Genomic DNA, 17,614 nt, shown 5'->3' on the forward strand with positions numbered 1-17,614 from the left:
CTTCCTCATCTTCGCACTTTGAAAATTTTCAATTCCCCGCCCCATTCTAAAACGAGGAGTTTTTTCATGAGTGAACCGTTTGTCTTTGATCCCCGCCACAGCTTCTGTAAAACGCCCTTCGGCGCTGTTCCCTGCGGCGCCGCTGTGACCCTCTGCTGCCGTCCTCTGGCCTCCGAGGGCTTCACCCACTGCGCCGTCATTCTGCGGGGGGAGTTCTCCGGTTCGGAAAGAGAGATCGAATTTGCCCGGGAGGGGCCGGAGGGGGACCGCATCCGCTTCTCGGCGGAAATCTGCGCCCCGCAGGAACCAGAGCTGATGTGGTATCACTTCCGGTTTTGGCGGGACGACGGGGCCGGCTGCACTCTGGACCGCTCCGGCTACCGCAGCGATGGACAGACGGACCCCTGGCAGCTGACAGTTTATGAGGAAACTCCTACGCCACAATGGTTCGGCGCCGGCGTCTCCTACCAGATTTTTCCTGACCGCTTCTGCCGCTTTGCCGTCCCGGACCCCTCCGGCATGGTGGGAAACCGCTGGGTCCACGAGAACTGGTCCGATCCGCCGGCCTGGCAGGCCGATGCGGACGGGGAGGTCCGAAACCGGGACTTCTTCGGCGGCTCTCTGGCAGGTATTCTCTCCAAGCTCCCCTACCTGGCGGAGCTGGGCGTCTCCGCTCTCTATCTCTGCCCCATTTTTGAGTCCGCCTCCAACCACCGCTATAATACGGCAGATTACTCTAAGATCGACCCCATGCTAGGCACAGAGGAGGATTTCCGCACCTTGTGCGCCAGAGCCGGAGATTTGGGCATTCGGGTAATTTTGGATGGCGTGTTTAACCACACAGGCTCTCAGAGCCTCTATTTTAACGAGGACGGCTTTTATCCCACTTTAGGCGCGGCCCAAAGTCCCGACAGCCCCTACGCCGGCTGGTTCTCCTTTCATCCCTGGCCCTCGGATTATGATGCCTGGTGGGGCATCCGTACGCTGCCCGCCGTCCGGGAGGAAAGTCCCAGCTATATTGATTACATCATTGAGGGGGAGAACTCCATCATCCGCCGCTGGCTCCGGGCCGGGGCCTCTGGCTGGCGGCTGGACGTGGCTGACGAGCTTCCTGACTGGTTTATTGAAAAAATCCGCTCTGTTATGGAACGGGACTTTCCAGACGCGTTCCTCCTGGGAGAGGTCTGGGAGGATGCCAGCACCAAGGTGGCCTACTCCCAGCGGCGGCGGTACCTGCTGGGCCGGGAGCTCCACAGCGTGATGAATTATCCCTTCCGCTCTTCCCTGCTGACCTCTCTCCGGGAAGAACGGGCGGAGCTCTTTCAGGAGACCATGGAGACCCTGCGGGAGAACTATCCTCCGCAGGCCTTTTACTCCGCCATGAACTTCCTGGGCACTCACGATACCCCCCGGGTGCTGACAGCCCTGGGGGCCGACGTCCTGCCGGAGAGCAAGGAGGCCCGGGCAAATTACCGCCTCTCCCCCGGCGAGCGGGCCCGGGGCCTCGCCCGGCTGCGGCTGGCTGCCCTGGTGCTCTTCGCCTTTCCCGGCACTCCCACGGTGTTCTATGGGGATGAGGCCGGAATGGAGGGCTTTGAGGACCCCTTTAACCGGGGGACCTATCCCTGGGGCGGCGAGGACCAGGACCTGCTGGCCTGGTTCCGGCTGCTGGGCCGGCTGCGGCGGGACCAGCTTCCTCTGCAAAGGGGAGCCCTGCAATGGCTGGAGGCCTCCGGTCCCCTGCTGGCCTTTTCCCGGGAATGGGAGGGGCAGCGGCTGACGGCGGTGGTCAACGCCTCGGAGGCGACCCGGCTCCTTACCCTCCCCTGGGACGGCGGCCCTGCGGAGGACCTGCTCACCGGACAGCAGTTCGCTCCAGCGGAAACCACGCTGGAGCTGTCTCTCCCCTCCCTCACCGGTTTTCTGCTGGCGGAGACGCCCGGCTAAGAAGCCCTATTCACAGGCGTTGAACGCCGTCTGGACGGGTCCTTTTGCGCCCGTCCAGTATTCCCCCTTCTTTGAATACAGCTTCTAAAAATATGGCTTTTCCCCATTCGGCGGCTTCGAGACTCCGGTCCCGGGGCCGCCGAAAATTGTTTCACGTGAAACATTCTTTCTGCCGCCGTAAATTTATATCACATTTTACACATTTAACCTTGCAAGGGATGTTCTCCCCTGATATAATGTTCTCTATATGAGACCCCGCCCATGTCAGTTCGCGGCGGGCACAAACAGGCGCACCGCGCCTGAGTTTGGAAAGTAGGTGCCTCCGTGGCAAAGATTATCGCCATTGTCAACCAAAAGGGCGGAGTCGGCAAGACCACCACCTGTGTCAACCTCTCCGCCGCCCTCACCGAAAACGGAAAAAGGGTATTGCTCTGCGACTTTGATCCCCAGGCCAATTCCACGTCCGGCATGGGAGTGGACAAGACTGTCTCCAAGGGAATCTACGATGTGCTGATCGGTGAGATCCCCGCCGCCTCCGCTCTGGTACATACCAAATACGGCGATGTGCTTCCCTCCAACAAGGCTCTGGCCGGAGCAGGCATCGAGCTGATCGGTATGGAGCGTCGGGAATTTCTCTTGAAAGAGGCCCTGGGCCAGGTCAGCGATAACTACGACTATGTGTTTATCGACTGCCCCCCCTCTTTGGAGCTGCTGACTCTCAACGCCCTCTGCGCCGCCGACGCCATTCTGGTGCCGGTACAGGGGGAGTATTTCGCCCTGGAGGGCCTCAGCGACCTGATGAACACCGTGCGCATTGTCCGCCGCTCCCTGAATCCCCAGCTGGAGATGGAGGGCGTGCTGCTGACCATGTTCGACGGGCGGACCAATCTCTCCCTTCAGGTGGCGGAGGAGGTTAAGCACTACTTCCCCGGCAAGGTGTACGCCACCGTCATTCCCCGAAATGTCCGCCTCTCCGAGGCCCCCAGCCACGGAAAGCCCATCAGCGCCTACGACCGCACCTCCCGGGGCGCGGAATCATATGCAGCGCTGGCGGCGGAGTTCTTGAAAAAGCAGGGCGCTTAACGCCCTTTTGAAAGGAGCACTACATGGCATCCAAAAAGCCCACCGGCCTTGGCCGGGGCCTCGGCGCCCTGTTGGGCGACGACGTATTAAAAACAGAATCCTCCGGCAGTCTGTCCCTGCCCATCTCCCAGGTGGAGACCTGTTCCTCCCAGCCCCGGAAGCTCTTTGACGATGCGGCGCTGGCGGAGCTGGCGGACTCCATTCGGGAGCACGGCATCATTCAGCCCCTGACCGTGCGGAAGCTCTCCTCCGGCTATTACCAGATCATTGCCGGGGAGCGGCGCTGGCGGGCCGCCCGGCTGGCGGGACTGACTGAGGTCCCTGCCATTGTCATTGAGGCCGATGACCGCAAGGCCGCGGAGCTGGCCATGATTGAGAACCTCCAGCGGGAGGATCTGAACCCCATGGAGGAGGCCGCCGGTTTTCAGTCTCTTATGGAAAACTACCACATGACCCAGGAGGAGGCGGCACAGCGGGTGGGAAAATCCCGCAGCGCCGTGGCCAACGCGCTGCGGCTGCTGGGCCTGACGCCCACTGTCCGGGAGATGGTGGAGCAGGGAAAGCTCTCCGCTGGCCACGCCCGGGCGCTGCTGCCCCTCTCCCCTGCCGTGCAGGAGAGTACAGCCGCCATGGTGGTCCTCCAGGAGCTGTCCGTCCGGGAGACGGAGCGGCTGGCCAAAAAGATGGGAAAGCAGCCGCCCATTGAATCAGACCCGGCAGGGGACAAAAAGCCCTCCCTCGACGTAGACTATACCGCCGAGGCGCAAAAGGATCTCTCCTCCCGGCTGGGCCGCGGCGTGAAGATCGTCACCGGCCGGAAGAAGGGCCGTATTGAACTGGAGTATTACGGTGTGGACGACCTCAACGACCTGCTGGACGCCCTGGCCCTGATCCAAGTGAAGCGGAAGGGAGCGGAGGCATGAAGCTGGAACGGCGAAACGGCACCGGAGAGCCCGCCTCCCCCGCTCCGGAGGAGACGCCCTCCTCCGGTTCCGGCGAAAAAAAGCCGGTTATCGTCTATATTTTCGTCCTCTTCACTGTGGCCCTTCTGCTGATGATCTGGTCCCTCTTCTCCCACCAGCGGAGCAATACCGAGGCCATCGGACGGCTCCAGGGCTCCGTCTCCGCCATGCAGGAGGTGCAGGAGCTCCAAGAGCGGGTTATCACACTCCAGGAGGCGCTGGACGACGCCCAGGCGGAGGCCGATTTGCAGACCCGGCGGGCAACCGAGACCCAGGAGTTATACGACCGCCTCCTTCGCCAGACCGACGCGCTGTATTACCTGTACGCCTTGCAGCAGCAGTATCTGCTCCGGGACTTCGAGGGCTGCCGGGAGACCATCCGGACCATGGAGGACGGCGATATGGTAAAGCTCCTCCCAGACGGCGGCGGCGCTGTGGACGTCACCAGCCCCGCACTCCGGTATCGGGAGCTGAAAGAGGCCGTAGAGGCTCTGGAGGGCTGAACCGATGCAAAAAGACGGGATGCGGCACGGTGAAACGACTGGCATTGCCCTCCCGGAAACCCTGCGGCCCCCTGCTGGAGGAAACATAATTTACTCTCATTGTTTCACGTGAAACATTCACAAGATACTGATTGAAATTTGAGGTGAACCAACCATGTTGGACATGAAATTCATCCGGGAGAACCCGGAGATCGTTAAGGAAAACATTAAAAAGAAATTCCAGGACCAGAAACTCCCCCTTGTGGACGAGGCCATTGACCTGGACACCAGGCGGCGGGCCGCCATCGCCGAAGCCGACCAGCTGCGCTCTGCCCGGAACACCCTCTCCAAACAGGTGGGAATGCTGATGGGCCAGGCCAAAAAGGACCCCTCCAAGCTGGAAGAGGCGGAAAAGGTCAAGGCACAGGTCAAGGCCGGCGCCGAGCGCCTTGCGGAGCTGGAGCAGCAGGAGACGGAGCTGGAGGCGGAGCTGCACAAGCGGATGCTCCTGATTCCCCAGATCATCGACCCGTCTGTTCCCATCGGCAGGGACGACAGCGAAAACGTGGAGGTGGAGCGCTTCGGTGAGGCCAAAACGCCGGACTTCCCCATTCCCTACCACACGGAGATCATGGAGTCCTTCGACGGCATCGACCTGGACGCCGCGGGGCGGGTCTCCGGCAACGGGTTTTACTACCTCTTGGGAGACATTGCCCGCCTCCACGAGGCGGTGCTGGCCTACGGCCGGGACTTCATGATCGGCAAGGGCTTCACCTACTGCATCCCCCCCTTTATGATCCACGGCAACGTGGTGGAGGGCGTCATGAGCCAGACGGACATGGACGGCATGATGTATAAGATTGAGGGCGAGGACCTGTATCTCATCGGCACCAGCGAGCACTCCATGATCGGCCGGTTTATTGACCAGATCGTACCCAATGAGAAACTGCCTCAGACACTCACCTCCTACTCCCCCTGCTTCCGTAAGGAAAAGGGCGCCCACGGCATCGAGGAGCGGGGCGTGTACCGCATTCACCAGTTTGAAAAGCAAGAGATGATTGTGGTCTGCAAGCCCGGGGAGAGCCGGGACTGGTATGAGAAGCTGTGGCGGTACTCCGTGGAGCTGTTCCGGTCCCTGGACATCCCCGTGCGGCAGCTGGAGTGCTGCTCCGGCGACCTGGCGGATTTGAAAGTGAAGTCCTGCGACATTGAGGCCTGGAGCCCCCGGCAGCAGAAGTATTTCGAGGTCTGCTCCTGCTCCAACCTGGGCGACGCCCAGGCCCGCCGGCTCCGCATCCGCTACAAGGACGAGAGCGGCAAAACCCAGCTGTGCCACACCCTGAACAACACCTGCGTGGCCCCGCCCCGGATGCTCATCGCCTTCCTGGAGAACAATCTCCAGGCAGACGGCACCGTATTGATTCCGGAGGTCCTGCGGCCCTATATGGGCGGCAAAGAGAAGCTGACACCCAAAGCCTAAGAATCAAAAGTTTCGCTCAAGCCTTTTCAAGGGCTTGCGGGGGTACAGGGGGCGGCGGCCCCCTGGGGATGCATCAAATCACAGTAGACACAAGAGACTGAACAAGAGGTGAAACTCAATAGCACAAACTCCTTCCCCACCCCGTGACGCCGCAGGAGACTTTCTCAGGGCGCTGGCAATCACCGGCGTAATCCTGATTCACGTCTCTACCGGCGGATTCAGCCGCCCCCCAGGCTCCTTTGACTGGCTTTCCGCCCTGTTCTGGGCATCCGTCAGCCGCGCCAGCGTGCCCATCTTCCTGATGCTCACCGGGGCGCTGATGCTGGACCCCCGCCGGGAACTCACCATCCGGCAGCTGTGGCTCCGAAAGATCCCCCGGCTGCTGGCGGCGCTGCTGGCCTGGGCCCTGATCTACCGGCTGTGGCGGATGGCATTTTACGGCGGCGGGCTCACCGTCCCAGGAACGGCGGACGCCGTCAAACAGGTCCTGGCGTTCCACCACCAAAATCACCTGTATTATCTGCACATCGCCCTGCTGGTCTACGCCCTGCTTCCCATGACCCGGGTCATCACCGCCCACGCGGACCGGCATACGCTGGAGTACCTGGTGATTCTGTGGGCCGTTCTGGGCATTCTCTATCCCACGTTCAAGGGATGCTGGCCCCTGACCCTGCTTCGAGGTATTCCCACCCAATACGGGCTGAACCTGGCCTACACCAGCGTGGGCTACGGGCTGTTGGGCTGGTATCTGCGAAAGTACGCCGCCTCCCCCAGGCCCTGGGCCCTGACCGCCGCCGCAGGATTTCTAATTATCTACGGCGGAACTGCCGTCCTCTCTCTGGGAGAGGGCGGACTGAACGAGACGCTGCTGGAAGGGACCAGTCCCGGCACGGCACTGCTGGCCGCCGGAATCTGCGGCTGGGCCTTCTCCGCACTGAAAGAGCGGCAGCCGCCGCCATCGCTCCACACCCTGTCCCGGGCCTCCTTCTGCGTGTATCTGGTCCACCTGCTCCCCTACTGGGAGCTGGGACGGCTGGGGCTCAGTGCCGTCACCGGACCCTGTCTCCTCTTCATCCCTCTGACCGCCGCCGCTGTGCTGGCCTGTTCCCTGGCAGTGTGGGCGGTTCTCATCCATATTCCCATTGTGGGAAAATGGCTCGTTTAATTCCGATTTGTATATTTTCTTATTCTTTATACAAATAGAAATCATTTTCAGCTCCCTTCCAACCAATACTGTTCCTCCCCCGCCCCTGGCAGAACGACTGCGCCAAGAGGCAAATCCAAGAAAAGGCGGTGCCATATGAGCATTTTTTCATCTCTTTTCTCCAGAGAAACTGAGGACGACTACGAGCTGGAGGCCGGCCAGAGCACGGACGGAAAAACCGGCCAGTCCAACAGCGCCACCACAGGAGAGCTGTGCGAGGGAATGCGCATTGATGTGACAACCCCGGACGGAACGCCGCTGCTGGCGGGAAAGATCACAGCCCTCACCTCCACCACACTGACGCTGGAGCGTCTGCCCGGCGGGCTGGCATTCAAGATCTGCAGCCTGGAGGCCGCCGTATGCGCCAGCGGGTATGACAAGAAAATGATACCCATCAGCCTGCGGGCCACGGTTCAGGAGTCCACCCGAACTCTTCTCAAACTGAAAAATGTGCAGGTGGAAACCCACGCAGAAAACCGGGAGGCCTTCCGCCTGCCCCTCAGCGTCCCCGTGTCGCTGTACCGCTGGGACGACGAGCACTACAAGACGCCGGAGGAGTGCATCCTGGTGGACATCAGCACCGGCGGCGCCTGCGTGCAGTCGGAGTATATCCACTCTGAGGACGAGGTGCTGCGCATCCGCCTGAAGCTGGACGACTACACGCCCCTGAACTTCGTGGGCCAGATCGTGCGGTGCATTGAGCACGAGCCGGGACAGTTCCGGTACGGCTTCCTCTTCGCCCAGCTGACGGAGGAGGAAATCACCTCCCTGAACAAAATTCTCTTCACGATGCAGACCGGCGTCAAGCGCACCCATATGCGCACGGAGATCGGCCACTGGTGACCGGGCGGTCTTTTCATCCGCTTTGTATATTCCAAGGCATTCTATACCGAAAGGAATCACTTTTATGGCCTCTGAGAAGAAAAGCACCTTTCTCACGGAGTTCAAGACCTTCATCGCCCGGGGAAATGTGATGGACATGGCTGTGGGCGTCATCATCGGCGGCGCCTTCTCCAACATTACCAACTCCCTGATCAACGACATCGTCATGCCCGTCCTGGGCATCTTCACCAGCAGCGTCTCCTTCGCGGAGCTGTCGCTGAATATCGGCAGCGCCGCCATTGCCTACGGCAACTTCATTCAGGCTGTGCTGAACTTCCTTATCATGGCCTTTGTGGTGTTCTGCCTGGTACGGACCATCAACCGCTTCCACCAGAAAAAGGAGGAGGCCGCTCCCCCCGCTCCGCCGGAGCCCTCCGGTGAGGAGAGGCTGCTGGCGGAGATCCGGGATCTCCTGAAGGAGCGGAGATGATCGCGCCGCTGCTGAATGAGGGCCTGCCGGCCCTGGGCCTGGAGCCCGCGGCAGAGGCAGTGGCACGGCTGGATCATTACGCCCGGCTGCTGCTGGAGAAAAACCAGGTGATGAACCTCACCGCCATCACAGAGCCGGACCAGGTGGCCAGACTCCACATGCTGGACTGCGCCGCCCTGGTGAACCTCTGCCAGCTGGAGGGAAAACAGCTGCTGGACGTGGGCACCGGGGCAGGCTTCCCCGGTATGGTGCTGAAGATCCTGATTCCCTCCCTGGAGGTCACGCTGCTGGACAGCCTGAATAAACGTCTGGACTGGCTGACGGAGACCTGCGAGATCCTGGGGCTCACCGGGATTCGCACAGTCCACGCCCGGGCGGAGGAGAAGAGCCATGACCCGGCCTTTCGGGAGCAGTTCGACGCCGTCGCCTCCCGGGCCGTGGCCGGGCTGCGGACACTGAGCGAGCTGTGCCTGCCCTATGTGAAACCGGGAGGGCATTTCCTGGCCATGAAATCCGTGGAGTCCGGCCAGGAGCTCTCCGCCGCCGAAAGCGCCCTGCAACTCCTGGGCGGCGCCGTGGAGACGGTCAGAGATTACGAAATCCCCGGTACGGACATCCGCCACCGGGTCATCATCATAAAAAAAATTGGGGAAACACCGAAAAAATATCCCAGAGGATTTGCAAAAATTAAGAAAAATCCGTTATAATGTTTATGTACCCCCGCGGTACATTGAGAAATCATCAGAGAAAGGGGGCCCGCTATGAACGGCCAATGTATTGCCGCCGTCTCCGGAAAGGGCGGCACCGGCAAAACCTCCCTGGTCTCCAGCGTGGGAGCGGCGCTGGCCCTGGCAGGCCGGCGGGTGCTGTGCCTGGACTGCGACGTGGGCCTGCGAAACCTGGATCTGGCTCTGGGCCTCGCAGACAAGGCGTTGATGGATTTCTCCGACGTGGCTCTGCGGCGGTGCTCCCTGGAGAGCGCCGTGGTGGAGCACCCCAAGCTGCCGGGTCTCTTTCTGCTGACAGCCCCCGTCCGCACCAGCCAGCCGCCGGTAACAGAACAGCAGATGCAGACGCTCCTGACAGAGATCCGGACCGTCTACGATTACTGCCTGTTGGACGCCCCGGCCGGTCTGGGCGCCGGCTTTCAGCTGGCGGTCTGCGGAGCCGACCGCTGCATTGTGGTCACCACGGCCGAGGCCACCGCCCTGCGGGACGCCCAGCACACGGTGATGGAGCTCCACCGCTTCCCCGCCGGAAGCCTGCATCTGGTGGTAAACCGGGTGCGAAAGAAAATGCTCCGCCAGCTCCACGCCACCATTGACGACGCCATCGACCGGGCGGGGCTGCCCCTCCTGGGCATAGTCCCGGAGGACGACACCCTCCCCCTGCTTTTGAACCAGGGCCTGCCCCTGCTGCCCTCCGGCGGACAGGGCGCGTCCGCCGCATACCGAAATATCGCAAAACGCATCCAGGGGGAAAAAGTCCCCCTGGCGCGAATCAGATAAATGAAAGGAGCCAGACAGATGAACATTGCGCTGATGTCCCACGACAACAAGAAAGAGCTGATGGTCCAATTCTGCACAGCCTATGCCGGAATTCTGTCCCGTCACCACATCTATGCCACTAATACCACCGGCCACATGGTAGCCGATGCCACCGGCCTGGATGTCCACTGCTTTTTGACCTATGCCCACGGCGGCGCACAGCAGATCGGCGCCCGCATCGCCTACAACGAGTTTGACCTGGTGCTGTTTTTCAACGACCCCAGCAACGAGAGCATGGCCGGAGACATCTCCTACATCTCCCGCCTGTGCGACCAGAACAACATCCCCTTCGCCAGCAACATCGCCACGGCGGAAATGCTGGTGCTGGGCCTTGCACGGGGCGATTTGGACTGGCGGTATATTGTCAACCCCTCCACCCGGCCTATCGCTTGACATTTTGGGAAAAAGCGGATACAATCAACACGTTCACCGCGAAGACGCCGCAGCAGTAGCCCGGCAGCCGATCCCCAGAGAGGGGCGCAGCGCTGAAAGCGCCCCGTTCGGCCCGGAGGAAGGACAGCGGCGGAGCGGGGGCGGAAACGCCCACGGCTCCCTCCCCGTACCAGGAGGCCAAAGGAGACCAAGGGACTTATTTGATAAATGCCAAAGCGTCCTCTCGGGCCATCTTGTCACTTATCAAATAAATCCCAGGTCTTGAATTTGGGTGGCACCACGAAGCGTAAAAGCGCTCTCGTCCCAAAACATGTTTTGGGACGAGAGCGCCTTTTTGCGGCTGTCTCCCATACAGCGAAGGAACAACCCAACCTCAACAAAAGAAGGAGCAGTATTATGGCAAAACAGACCCCCCGTACCCTCTCCGGCTTTATGGAGCTCCTCCCCGGGCCCCAGCAGCAGCTGGAGCGCATCATGGAGATCCTCCGCCGCACCTATTCCCTCTATGGCTTTACCCCGCTGGACACCCCTGTCATCGAGTCCAGCGAGGTGCTGCTGGCCAAGGGGGGCGGCGAGACGGAAAAGCAGATCTACCGCTTCCAGAAGGGGGACGCAGACCTCTCCCTCCGCTTTGACCTGACGGTTCCCCTGGCAAAATACGTGGCCCTGCACTATAACGACCTGACCTTCCCCTTCCGCCGCTACCAGATCGGCAAGGTCTACCGGGGCGAGCGGGCCCAGCGGGGCCGGTTCCGGGAGTTCTACCAGGCGGACATCGACATCATCGGCGACGGCAGGCTCTCCATCCTCAACGAGGCGGAGATCCCCGCCATCATCTACAAGACCTTCTCCGCCCTGGGACTGAAACGGTTCCAGATCCGGGTGAACAACCGGAAGATATTAAACGGCTTTTACGCAATGCTTGGCCTGGCGGAGCGCTCCGGCGACATCATGCGGACCGTGGACAAGCTGGACAAGATCGGCCCTGAGAAGGTGAAGGCCATTTTGATGGAGGACCAGGGCCTCAGCGAGGCGGAGGCCGGGGAGGTTTTATCCTTCATCGCCATCACCGGCGGAAACGGGGCCGTCCTCTCCGCCCTGGAGGCCTACCGGGGCCGGAACGGGACCTTTGACCAAGGCCTGGAGGAGCTGAACACCGTAGTGCGGTATCTGGGGGACTTTGGCGTGCCGGCGGAGAATTTTGCCGTGGACCTGACCATTGCCCGGGGACTGGACTACTACACCGGCACTGTGTACGAGACCACCCTGCTGGACCACCCGGAGATCGGCTCCGTGTGCTCCGGCGGCCGGTACGACAACCTGGCAGAATACTACACCGACCGCCAGCTGCCCGGTGCGGGAATCTCCATCGGCCTGACCCGGCTGTTCTACGTGCTGGGGGAGCAGGGGATGCTGAACCCGGAGCTGAACACCGCCCCGGCGGACGTGCTGGTCCTGCCTATGACGGAGGATCTGTCCGGGGCCATTGCCCTGGCGACCCAGCTGCGGGAGAATGGAATTCGGACACAGCTCCACTGTGAGGAGAAGAAGTTCAAGCAGAAGATCGCCTACGCGGACAAGCTGGGGATCCCCTATGTCATCTTCCTGGGAGAGGATGAGATCAACGCAGGGGTTGTGGCCTGCAAGGATATGGCCACCGGGGAGCAGACCAAGCTGGAGGCGGCCGCCACGATTTACCGCATCAAGGCGGGGTTGGATGCCCGCGGCGGCGGGGCGGTGATTCTTGGATAAGGCTTATCTCGCCCTGACGGGCGGGGGAGATTCAGCCATGATGATGGCTGGTGCATTTGCACCCCCCATTTTCTCTTTTTCTCAGCGGAGAAAAAGAGAAAACCCTCCAGATGGCCCTCTCGCCGCTTCGCGGCTCACCTTGGCGGGGCGTGCACGGTCCACCGCGCAGCCCTTGGCGGCTTTGCCGCTTAGAGATGCGGCGTCCCCTTTGCGGGGAAAAGAGAAAAAGACGCTGGGGCCGAATTTGACCGCAGGGGTCAAATTCGCCCAAGGTACGGGGGTTGGTCTGAACCAGTGCCCATAGGACCCTGGCAGTCTTCTGCCGGCTGCGTCTGACCCCGTTCCGCGATGGGGCGCTCCGCCGCAGTTGTGAGTGCCTCCGAGGTTGTTTTGCATCTTTGACGCAAGGCCCCCAGCTCCTCTTCCCGCGCTTCGCGCATAGCGGGGCTCTTTTGCGGAGAGAAATGCGTCTACCGGTTGTCAGCGGTAGATTTCCTTTGCCAGTAAAAAGGCTTGGCGGGCCAGGGCCATTCTGCCTGTGGCATCAAGTGCAGTCTGCTTGTCCTCATAATCCTGAAACAGTTTTCTCTGCTCATGGGAAAAGGTTTTATCCAGCGTTTCCATTGCCTCCATTACCTGATCTGATTGAACGAAATATTTCCATCCAAGATATTCCCTGTCATGTTCTTCTAAAGACTCCAGCAAAATTTTAATATATCCTTCCATAACCCTCTCCTAAAGAACATTAATAAGCACGTTTGAGCATATTATAACATGCTCATTTGTGCTTGTCAATAGAAAGAGTTTTATGTTATTATGAAATTTCATGAATATCTTTTTACCTTGCGGGAAAAAAACGGCTTAACGCAGGAAGCAGCGGCGGCTGGCGCAGGGCTTAGTCTGCGGGCCTATCAAAACTACGAGCGCGGCCTGCGGGAGCCCAAGATGTCAACACTAATCGCGCTGGCGGATTTCTATGGCATCACCATAGACGATTTAGTCTGTCACAGCCAACCCGGCAAATAAATCGATAAACGGACTATCTTCCCTGCACGGAATCATCTATGCGCGAAGCGCGGGAAGAGAAGGAAGTCCTTGCGTCTACCCATCAAGTTTGCTGCGCGCCCTTCAATCAGAGGGAACAACTCCCGCAACCACCAAAAGCGTCTTTTTCTCTTTTGGACCGTGCACGGCCCGTTTTCTCTTTTTCTGCGCTCAGAAAAAGAGAAAATGGGGGGTGCATTCCCAGCACGGGCAAAGCCCGTGCGCCGTCCCCGCCCGCGGCGGGAATCCCCCGTCCCCGCCCGCAGGCGGCCCCCCTCCGCGCCAAGAGAAAACGCTTTGTATAAATTATAATTTACATTACAGAAAGGAATCATATCATGATGCAAAACCGTACCCACACCTGCGGCGAGCTCCGCCTGGAAGACGCCGGAAAACAGGTCAAAATCTCCGGCTGGATGGAAAACATCCGCGCTGTCAGCGCAAATCTTGCTTTTATTGTCGTCCGTGATTTCTACGGCACCACCCAGGTGGTGGCCGAAACCGAGAACATGGTGGACACCTTCAAGGCCATCAACAAGGAATCCACCATCTCCGTGGAGGGCATCGTCCGGGAGCGGGACAGCAAAAACCCCAAGCTCCCCACCGGCGAGATCGAGGTGGTCCCCGCCAAGGTGGAGGTCCTGGGCCGCTGCCGGCACAATGAGCTGCCCTTCCAAGTGAACCGCAGCCGGGAGGCCGACGAAAACGCCCGCCTGAAATACCGGTATCTGGACCTGCGGAACCCGGCGGTGAAAGACAACATCGTCCTGCGGTGCAATGTGGTCGCCGCCCTGCGGAAGGGCATGATGGAACACGGCTTTCTGGAGATCACCACGCCCATTTTGACCGCCTCCTCTCCCGAGGGCGCACGGGACTACCTGGTCCCCGCCCGGAACCACCCTGGAAAGTTCTACGCCCTGCCCCAGGCCCCCCAGCAATTCAAGCAGCTGCTGATGACCTCCGGTTTTGACCGCTATTTCCAGATCGCCCCCTGCTTCCGGGACGAGGACGCCCGGGCGGACCGCTCCCCCGGCGAGTTCTACCAGCTGGACATGGAGATGGCCTTCGCCTCCCAGGAGGACGTGTTCGCCGTCATTGAGGACGTGCTGCCCCCGATCTTCGCCAAGTACGGCAAGTACAACCGGGCCAGCTCCGCTCCCTTCCTGCGCATCCCCTTTGCCGAGGCCATGGAGAAGTACGGCACCGATAAGCCGGATCTGCGGATTGACCTCACCGTGCAGGATGTGACCGGGCTGCTGGGCGGCTGCGGCTTCGGCCCCTTTGAGGGGAGCGCGGTCAAGGCCGTGGTGGTCAGCGGGTTCCACGAGACGAGGAAGTTTATCGATAAGACCCTGGCGGACGTGGAATCCGTCTCCGGCGGCAAGCCCTACTGGTTCCGCCTGGACGAAAACGGAGAGATCGTGGGCGGCATCGCCAAGTTTGTCCAGCCCATCAAGGACAGCGTGGTCTCCGCCCTAGGGCTCCAGCCCAACACTTTGGTGGCCCTGTCCGCCGGAGAGCAGGCCCGGAAGACCGCCGGCGTGCTGGTGAAGACCCTGGGCGCCGCCGTGCCCGGGCACATGGATAAAGAGCAGTACACCTTCTGCTGGATTGTGGATTTCCCCATGTACGAGATTGGGGAGGAGTCCGGGGAGCTGGAGTTCTGCCACAACCCCTTCTCCATGCCCTCCGGCGGTTTGGAGGCGCTGCTGAGAGCCGAGCGGGGAGAAATCGATCCCCTGACCATCACCGCCGACCAGTACGACCTGGTGTGCAACGGCGTGGAGCTCTCCTCCGGCGCGGTGCGGAACCACGACCCGGAGATTATGGTAAAGGCCTTCTGGATGGTGGGTCTGGGCGAGGAGGACGTAAAGTCCAAGTTCCCCGCCATGTACAACGCCTTCACCTACGGCGCGCCGCCCCACGCGGGCATCGCCCCGGGCGTGGACCGCATGGTGATGCTGCTGGCGGGAGAGGACTCCATCCGTGAGATCATCCCCTTCCCCATGAACAAGAACGCCCAGGATATCATGATGGACGCCCCCGGCGAGGTCACCCAGAAGCAGCTGGACGAGCTTCACATCGCCCTGGTGAAGCCGGAGGAATGACACGCGAGACCTGGGCCCACCACGCCATGGCGGCGGCGGGCGGCTTCTTCGGCGTCTATGCCCTGCTGACCCGGGGCGGGACCTTCGGCTCCTCCGAGACCTCCAACCTCATCTACCTGGTAGTGTCCGGTCTGGACGGGACCTGGGGTCCCGCCCTGATCCGGCTGGGGGGCACGGCGTGCTACATCGCAGGAATTGTGTTTGCCGTACTGCTGCGGCGGTATGGGCGGCGGCCCCAGGCGCAGATTTTGTCCATCTCCGTGGACTTTGCCGCCTGCCTTCTGCTGGCGTGGATTCCGGCGGAGACAGACCCCATTCTGGCCCTCTACCCCATGTTCTTCGCCACGGCGGTGCAGTGGGTATCCTTCTCCCAGGCCGCCGGGTACAACTGCGCCACCATCTTCTCCACCAACAACCTCCGGCAGTTCACAGAGGGGGTGACGGAGTTCCTCTGCACCCGGGAAGCGGAGCAGCTGCGGAAGCTGAAATTTTACGGCGGGACGCTGGCCTGCTTCCACCTGGGGGTGGCCTGGGGGTGGTGGTGCACCGGACAGTGGGGAATTGCTGGGATCTACGGGTGTCTGCCTCTGCTGGCGGCCGCGCTGCCGGCGGTGGTGGTCAGGGAGAGTGCCAAAGCCTAGGCCTTTTCCAGACCGTCCCCCATATCCTGCCGGACGCTCTTCGGACGGGAGTGTCCTCTCCGCAGATTTTATGCGGGAGCCAAGCCGTCCGGTGGAAACCTGGCCTTTTCGGGAAAACGGACGGGGACAGAATCCAGCCCCTACAAAGCTGCGGCCAAAAAACCAAAACCGCAGATGATAAAATGCGCGGCTGGGCACCTCATTTTCGGATGTGGGCCCTTGACATCTCTTTCCAAACGTGATACAGTGACAAAACAGCAAAGGCTGTGAACGGGAGGAGTACCCCCGTTTCCCCGGCCAAGAGAGAGGGCGGTTCGGTGCGAGCCCTCCCGGGGGACGGATGGGAAGGCGCCCGGGAGCCGCGGGGCGGAAATGCTTCGCCGTTACCCCGACGTTACCGGGCAGAGTGTCCCCTCCCCGGGGGAAATTCAGGTGGAACCACGGACGCAAGTTCGCCCTGAGCCGGACGGCTCAGGGCGTTTTTATCTGTGAGGAGGAGACTTGATTTGACGGAGCAGCACAGAGAACTGGCCATTGAGACGGTGAAGAACATTCTCCATGTCCTCCACGAGAAGCGCTATGAGGATCTGCCCTCCTGTGTGGACATAATGGAGTGGAACGACACGGAGGAAATTCGGGAATGTATCCAGGGCACCCTGGAGATGAATAATTTTGACGCCTTTGACGAGTACGGCGTGCCCTGCAGTTTTCAGCCCCAATATGAGTATCACCACGAGGTGCAGCTCTACGAGTACAGCAATGGAAGCGGCTTTGCCGCGGACTATGAGCTGACCTCCGGAGGGGAGCTGACTTACCTCTGCCTGCAGCTGAAATTTCTCTGCCGGGACGGCGGGCTGAAACGCATTTTCCACACCATTGACCCTCAGTAATCAAATATTTTTATATAAGGAGAAATCACAATGGACAACAAGCAGAAAACCATGGAAAAAGTGGTGGCCCTGTGCAAAAACCGGGGCTTCGTCTTCCCCGGCAGCGAGATCTACGGCGGTCTTGCCAACAGCTGGGACTACGGCCCCCTTGGCGTGGAGATGAAGAACAACGTCAAGCGGGCCTGGTGGAAAAAATTCGTCCAGGAGAACCCCTACAACGTCGGCCTCGACGCCGCCATCCTCATGAATCCCCAGGTCTGGGTGGCCTCCGGCCACGTCTCCACCTTCAACGATCCCCTCATCGACTGCAAGGCCTGCAAAATGCGCCACCGGGCCGACAAGCTGGTGGAGGGCTTCGTCCAGGAAAACGGCCTGGACGTGAACGTGGAGGCCATGAGCCAGGAGGATTTGGTGGCCTTCATCCGGGAAAAGGAAGTCCCCTGCCCCGGCTGCGGCAAGCACGACTTCACCGACATCCGCCGCTTTAACCTCATGTTCAAAACCCACCAAGGCGTCACCGAGGATTCCGCCAACGAGGTCTACCTCCGGCCCGAGACCGCCCAGGGCATCTTTGTCAACTTCCCCGCCATCCAGCGGACCACCAGAAGAAAGCTCCCCTTCGGCGTGTGCCAGGTGGGCAAGAGCTTCCGCAACGAGATTACCCCGGGCAACTTCATCTTCCGCATCCGGGAGTTTGAGCAGATGGAGCTGGAGTTCTTCTGCAAGCCCGACACGGACCTGGAGTGGTTCCAGTACTGGCGGACCTACT

Annotated in this window: 18 protein-coding genes and 1 other annotated feature; of the genes, 17 read left to right on the forward strand and 1 reads right to left on the reverse strand. The window is 60.8% G+C overall.

Translation table 11 applies throughout. The features are described 5' to 3' along the window. The first annotated feature begins 66 nt into the window (after nucleotides 1-66). The 12 genes from QZ326_RS00505 (at nucleotide 67) to hisS (ending at nucleotide 12,162) form a co-directional block, all read left to right on the forward strand. A complete protein-coding gene (locus QZ326_RS00505) occupies nucleotides 67-1,947 on the forward strand; it encodes a glycoside hydrolase family 13 protein (protein WP_295740047.1) in 1,881 nt (626 codons plus the stop codon). A gap of 324 nt (nucleotides 1,948-2,271) precedes the next feature. Continuing rightward, nucleotides 2,272-3,030: a ParA family protein gene (locus QZ326_RS00510; RefSeq protein WP_295740050.1), complete on the forward strand. Its 759-nt coding sequence runs from the start codon at nucleotides 2,272-2,274 to the stop codon at nucleotides 3,028-3,030. Nucleotides 3,031-3,053: 23 nt separating this feature from the next. Continuing rightward, entirely contained in the window at nucleotides 3,054-3,953 is a 900-nt protein-coding gene (locus QZ326_RS00515; RefSeq protein ID WP_295740053.1) for a ParB/RepB/Spo0J family partition protein, read from the forward strand. Beyond that, entirely contained in the window at nucleotides 3,950-4,495 is a 546-nt protein-coding gene (locus tag QZ326_RS00520) for a hypothetical protein (RefSeq protein ID WP_295740057.1), read from the forward strand. Before QZ326_RS00515 ends, QZ326_RS00520 begins: the two co-directional genes overlap by 4 nt. 154 nt (nucleotides 4,496-4,649) lie before the next feature. Then, the gene (gene serS, locus QZ326_RS00525) at nucleotides 4,650-5,954 is read left to right on the forward strand and encodes a serine--tRNA ligase (protein ID WP_295740059.1); all 1,305 of its coding nucleotides are present in this window, start codon (nucleotides 4,650-4,652) and stop codon (nucleotides 5,952-5,954) included. A 118-nt stretch (nucleotides 5,955-6,072) separates the two neighbouring features. Continuing rightward, a complete protein-coding gene (locus tag QZ326_RS00530) occupies nucleotides 6,073-7,119 on the forward strand; it encodes an acyltransferase (protein WP_295740098.1) in 1,047 nt (348 codons plus the stop codon). 135 nt (nucleotides 7,120-7,254) lie between these two features. After that, nucleotides 7,255-8,001 (forward strand): flagellar brake protein, encoded by a 747-nt coding sequence (locus tag QZ326_RS00535; protein WP_295740061.1) that lies wholly within the window; start codon nucleotides 7,255-7,257, stop codon nucleotides 7,999-8,001. A gap of 64 nt (nucleotides 8,002-8,065) precedes the next feature. After that, the gene (gene mscL, locus QZ326_RS00540; RefSeq protein ID WP_295740063.1) at nucleotides 8,066-8,470 is read left to right on the forward strand and encodes a large-conductance mechanosensitive channel protein MscL; all 405 of its coding nucleotides are present in this window, start codon (nucleotides 8,066-8,068) and stop codon (nucleotides 8,468-8,470) included. Beyond that, nucleotides 8,467-9,177: a 16S rRNA (guanine(527)-N(7))-methyltransferase RsmG gene (gene rsmG / locus QZ326_RS00545; RefSeq protein WP_295740066.1), complete on the forward strand. Its 711-nt coding sequence runs from the start codon at nucleotides 8,467-8,469 to the stop codon at nucleotides 9,175-9,177. Before mscL ends, rsmG begins: the two co-directional genes overlap by 4 nt. A gap of 54 nt (nucleotides 9,178-9,231) precedes the next feature. Further along, a complete protein-coding gene (locus QZ326_RS00550; RefSeq protein WP_295740069.1) occupies nucleotides 9,232-9,978 on the forward strand; it encodes an AAA family ATPase in 747 nt (248 codons plus the stop codon). A gap of 18 nt (nucleotides 9,979-9,996) precedes the next feature. Further along, nucleotides 9,997-10,410 carry a methylglyoxal synthase gene (locus tag QZ326_RS00555; RefSeq protein WP_295740071.1) on the forward strand — a complete coding sequence of 138 codons (414 nt, stop codon included), beginning with the start codon at nucleotides 9,997-9,999 and terminating at the stop codon, nucleotides 10,408-10,410. A gap of 396 nt (nucleotides 10,411-10,806) precedes the next feature. Beyond that, nucleotides 10,807-12,162 carry a histidine--tRNA ligase gene (hisS, locus tag QZ326_RS00560; protein WP_295740074.1) on the forward strand — a complete coding sequence of 452 codons (1,356 nt, stop codon included), beginning with the start codon at nucleotides 10,807-10,809 and terminating at the stop codon, nucleotides 12,160-12,162. Between the two features lie 480 nt (nucleotides 12,163-12,642). On the opposite strand, the gene QZ326_RS00565 is transcribed toward hisS, so the two are convergent. Beyond that, nucleotides 12,643-12,888, reverse strand: a complete 246-nt coding sequence (locus QZ326_RS00565; RefSeq protein WP_295740077.1) for a hypothetical protein — start codon at nucleotides 12,886-12,888, stop codon at nucleotides 12,643-12,645. 90 nt (nucleotides 12,889-12,978) lie between these two features. Here QZ326_RS00565 and QZ326_RS00570 point away from each other — a divergent pair, with 90 nt between their 5' ends. From QZ326_RS00570 to QZ326_RS00590, 5 genes are all read left to right on the forward strand, one after another. Beyond that, a complete protein-coding gene (locus tag QZ326_RS00570) occupies nucleotides 12,979-13,188 on the forward strand; it encodes a helix-turn-helix domain-containing protein (RefSeq protein WP_295740080.1) in 210 nt (69 codons plus the stop codon). Nucleotides 13,189-13,544: 356 nt separating this feature from the next. Further along, the gene (aspS, locus tag QZ326_RS00575) at nucleotides 13,545-15,314 is read left to right on the forward strand and encodes an aspartate--tRNA ligase (protein WP_295740083.1); all 1,770 of its coding nucleotides are present in this window, start codon (nucleotides 13,545-13,547) and stop codon (nucleotides 15,312-15,314) included. Continuing rightward, a complete protein-coding gene (locus tag QZ326_RS00580) occupies nucleotides 15,311-15,955 on the forward strand; it encodes a YoaK family protein (RefSeq protein ID WP_295740086.1) in 645 nt (214 codons plus the stop codon). The genes aspS and QZ326_RS00580 overlap by 4 nt, the downstream gene beginning before the upstream one ends. A 257-nt stretch (nucleotides 15,956-16,212) precedes the next feature. After that, nucleotides 16,213-16,418, forward strand: a binding site (T-box leader). 43 nt (nucleotides 16,419-16,461) lie between these two features. Next, a complete protein-coding gene (locus QZ326_RS00585; RefSeq protein WP_295740089.1) occupies nucleotides 16,462-16,845 on the forward strand; it encodes a hypothetical protein in 384 nt (127 codons plus the stop codon). Between the two features lie 30 nt (nucleotides 16,846-16,875). Beyond that, nucleotides 16,876-17,614, forward strand: a 739-nt coding sequence (locus QZ326_RS00590; RefSeq protein ID WP_295740093.1) for a glycine--tRNA ligase, incomplete at its 3' end; no start/stop codon positions are given.

The sequence above is a fragment of the uncultured Oscillibacter sp. genome, from assembly GCF_910587525.1.
Classification (GTDB): Bacteria; Bacillota; Clostridia; order Oscillospirales; family Oscillospiraceae; genus Oscillibacter.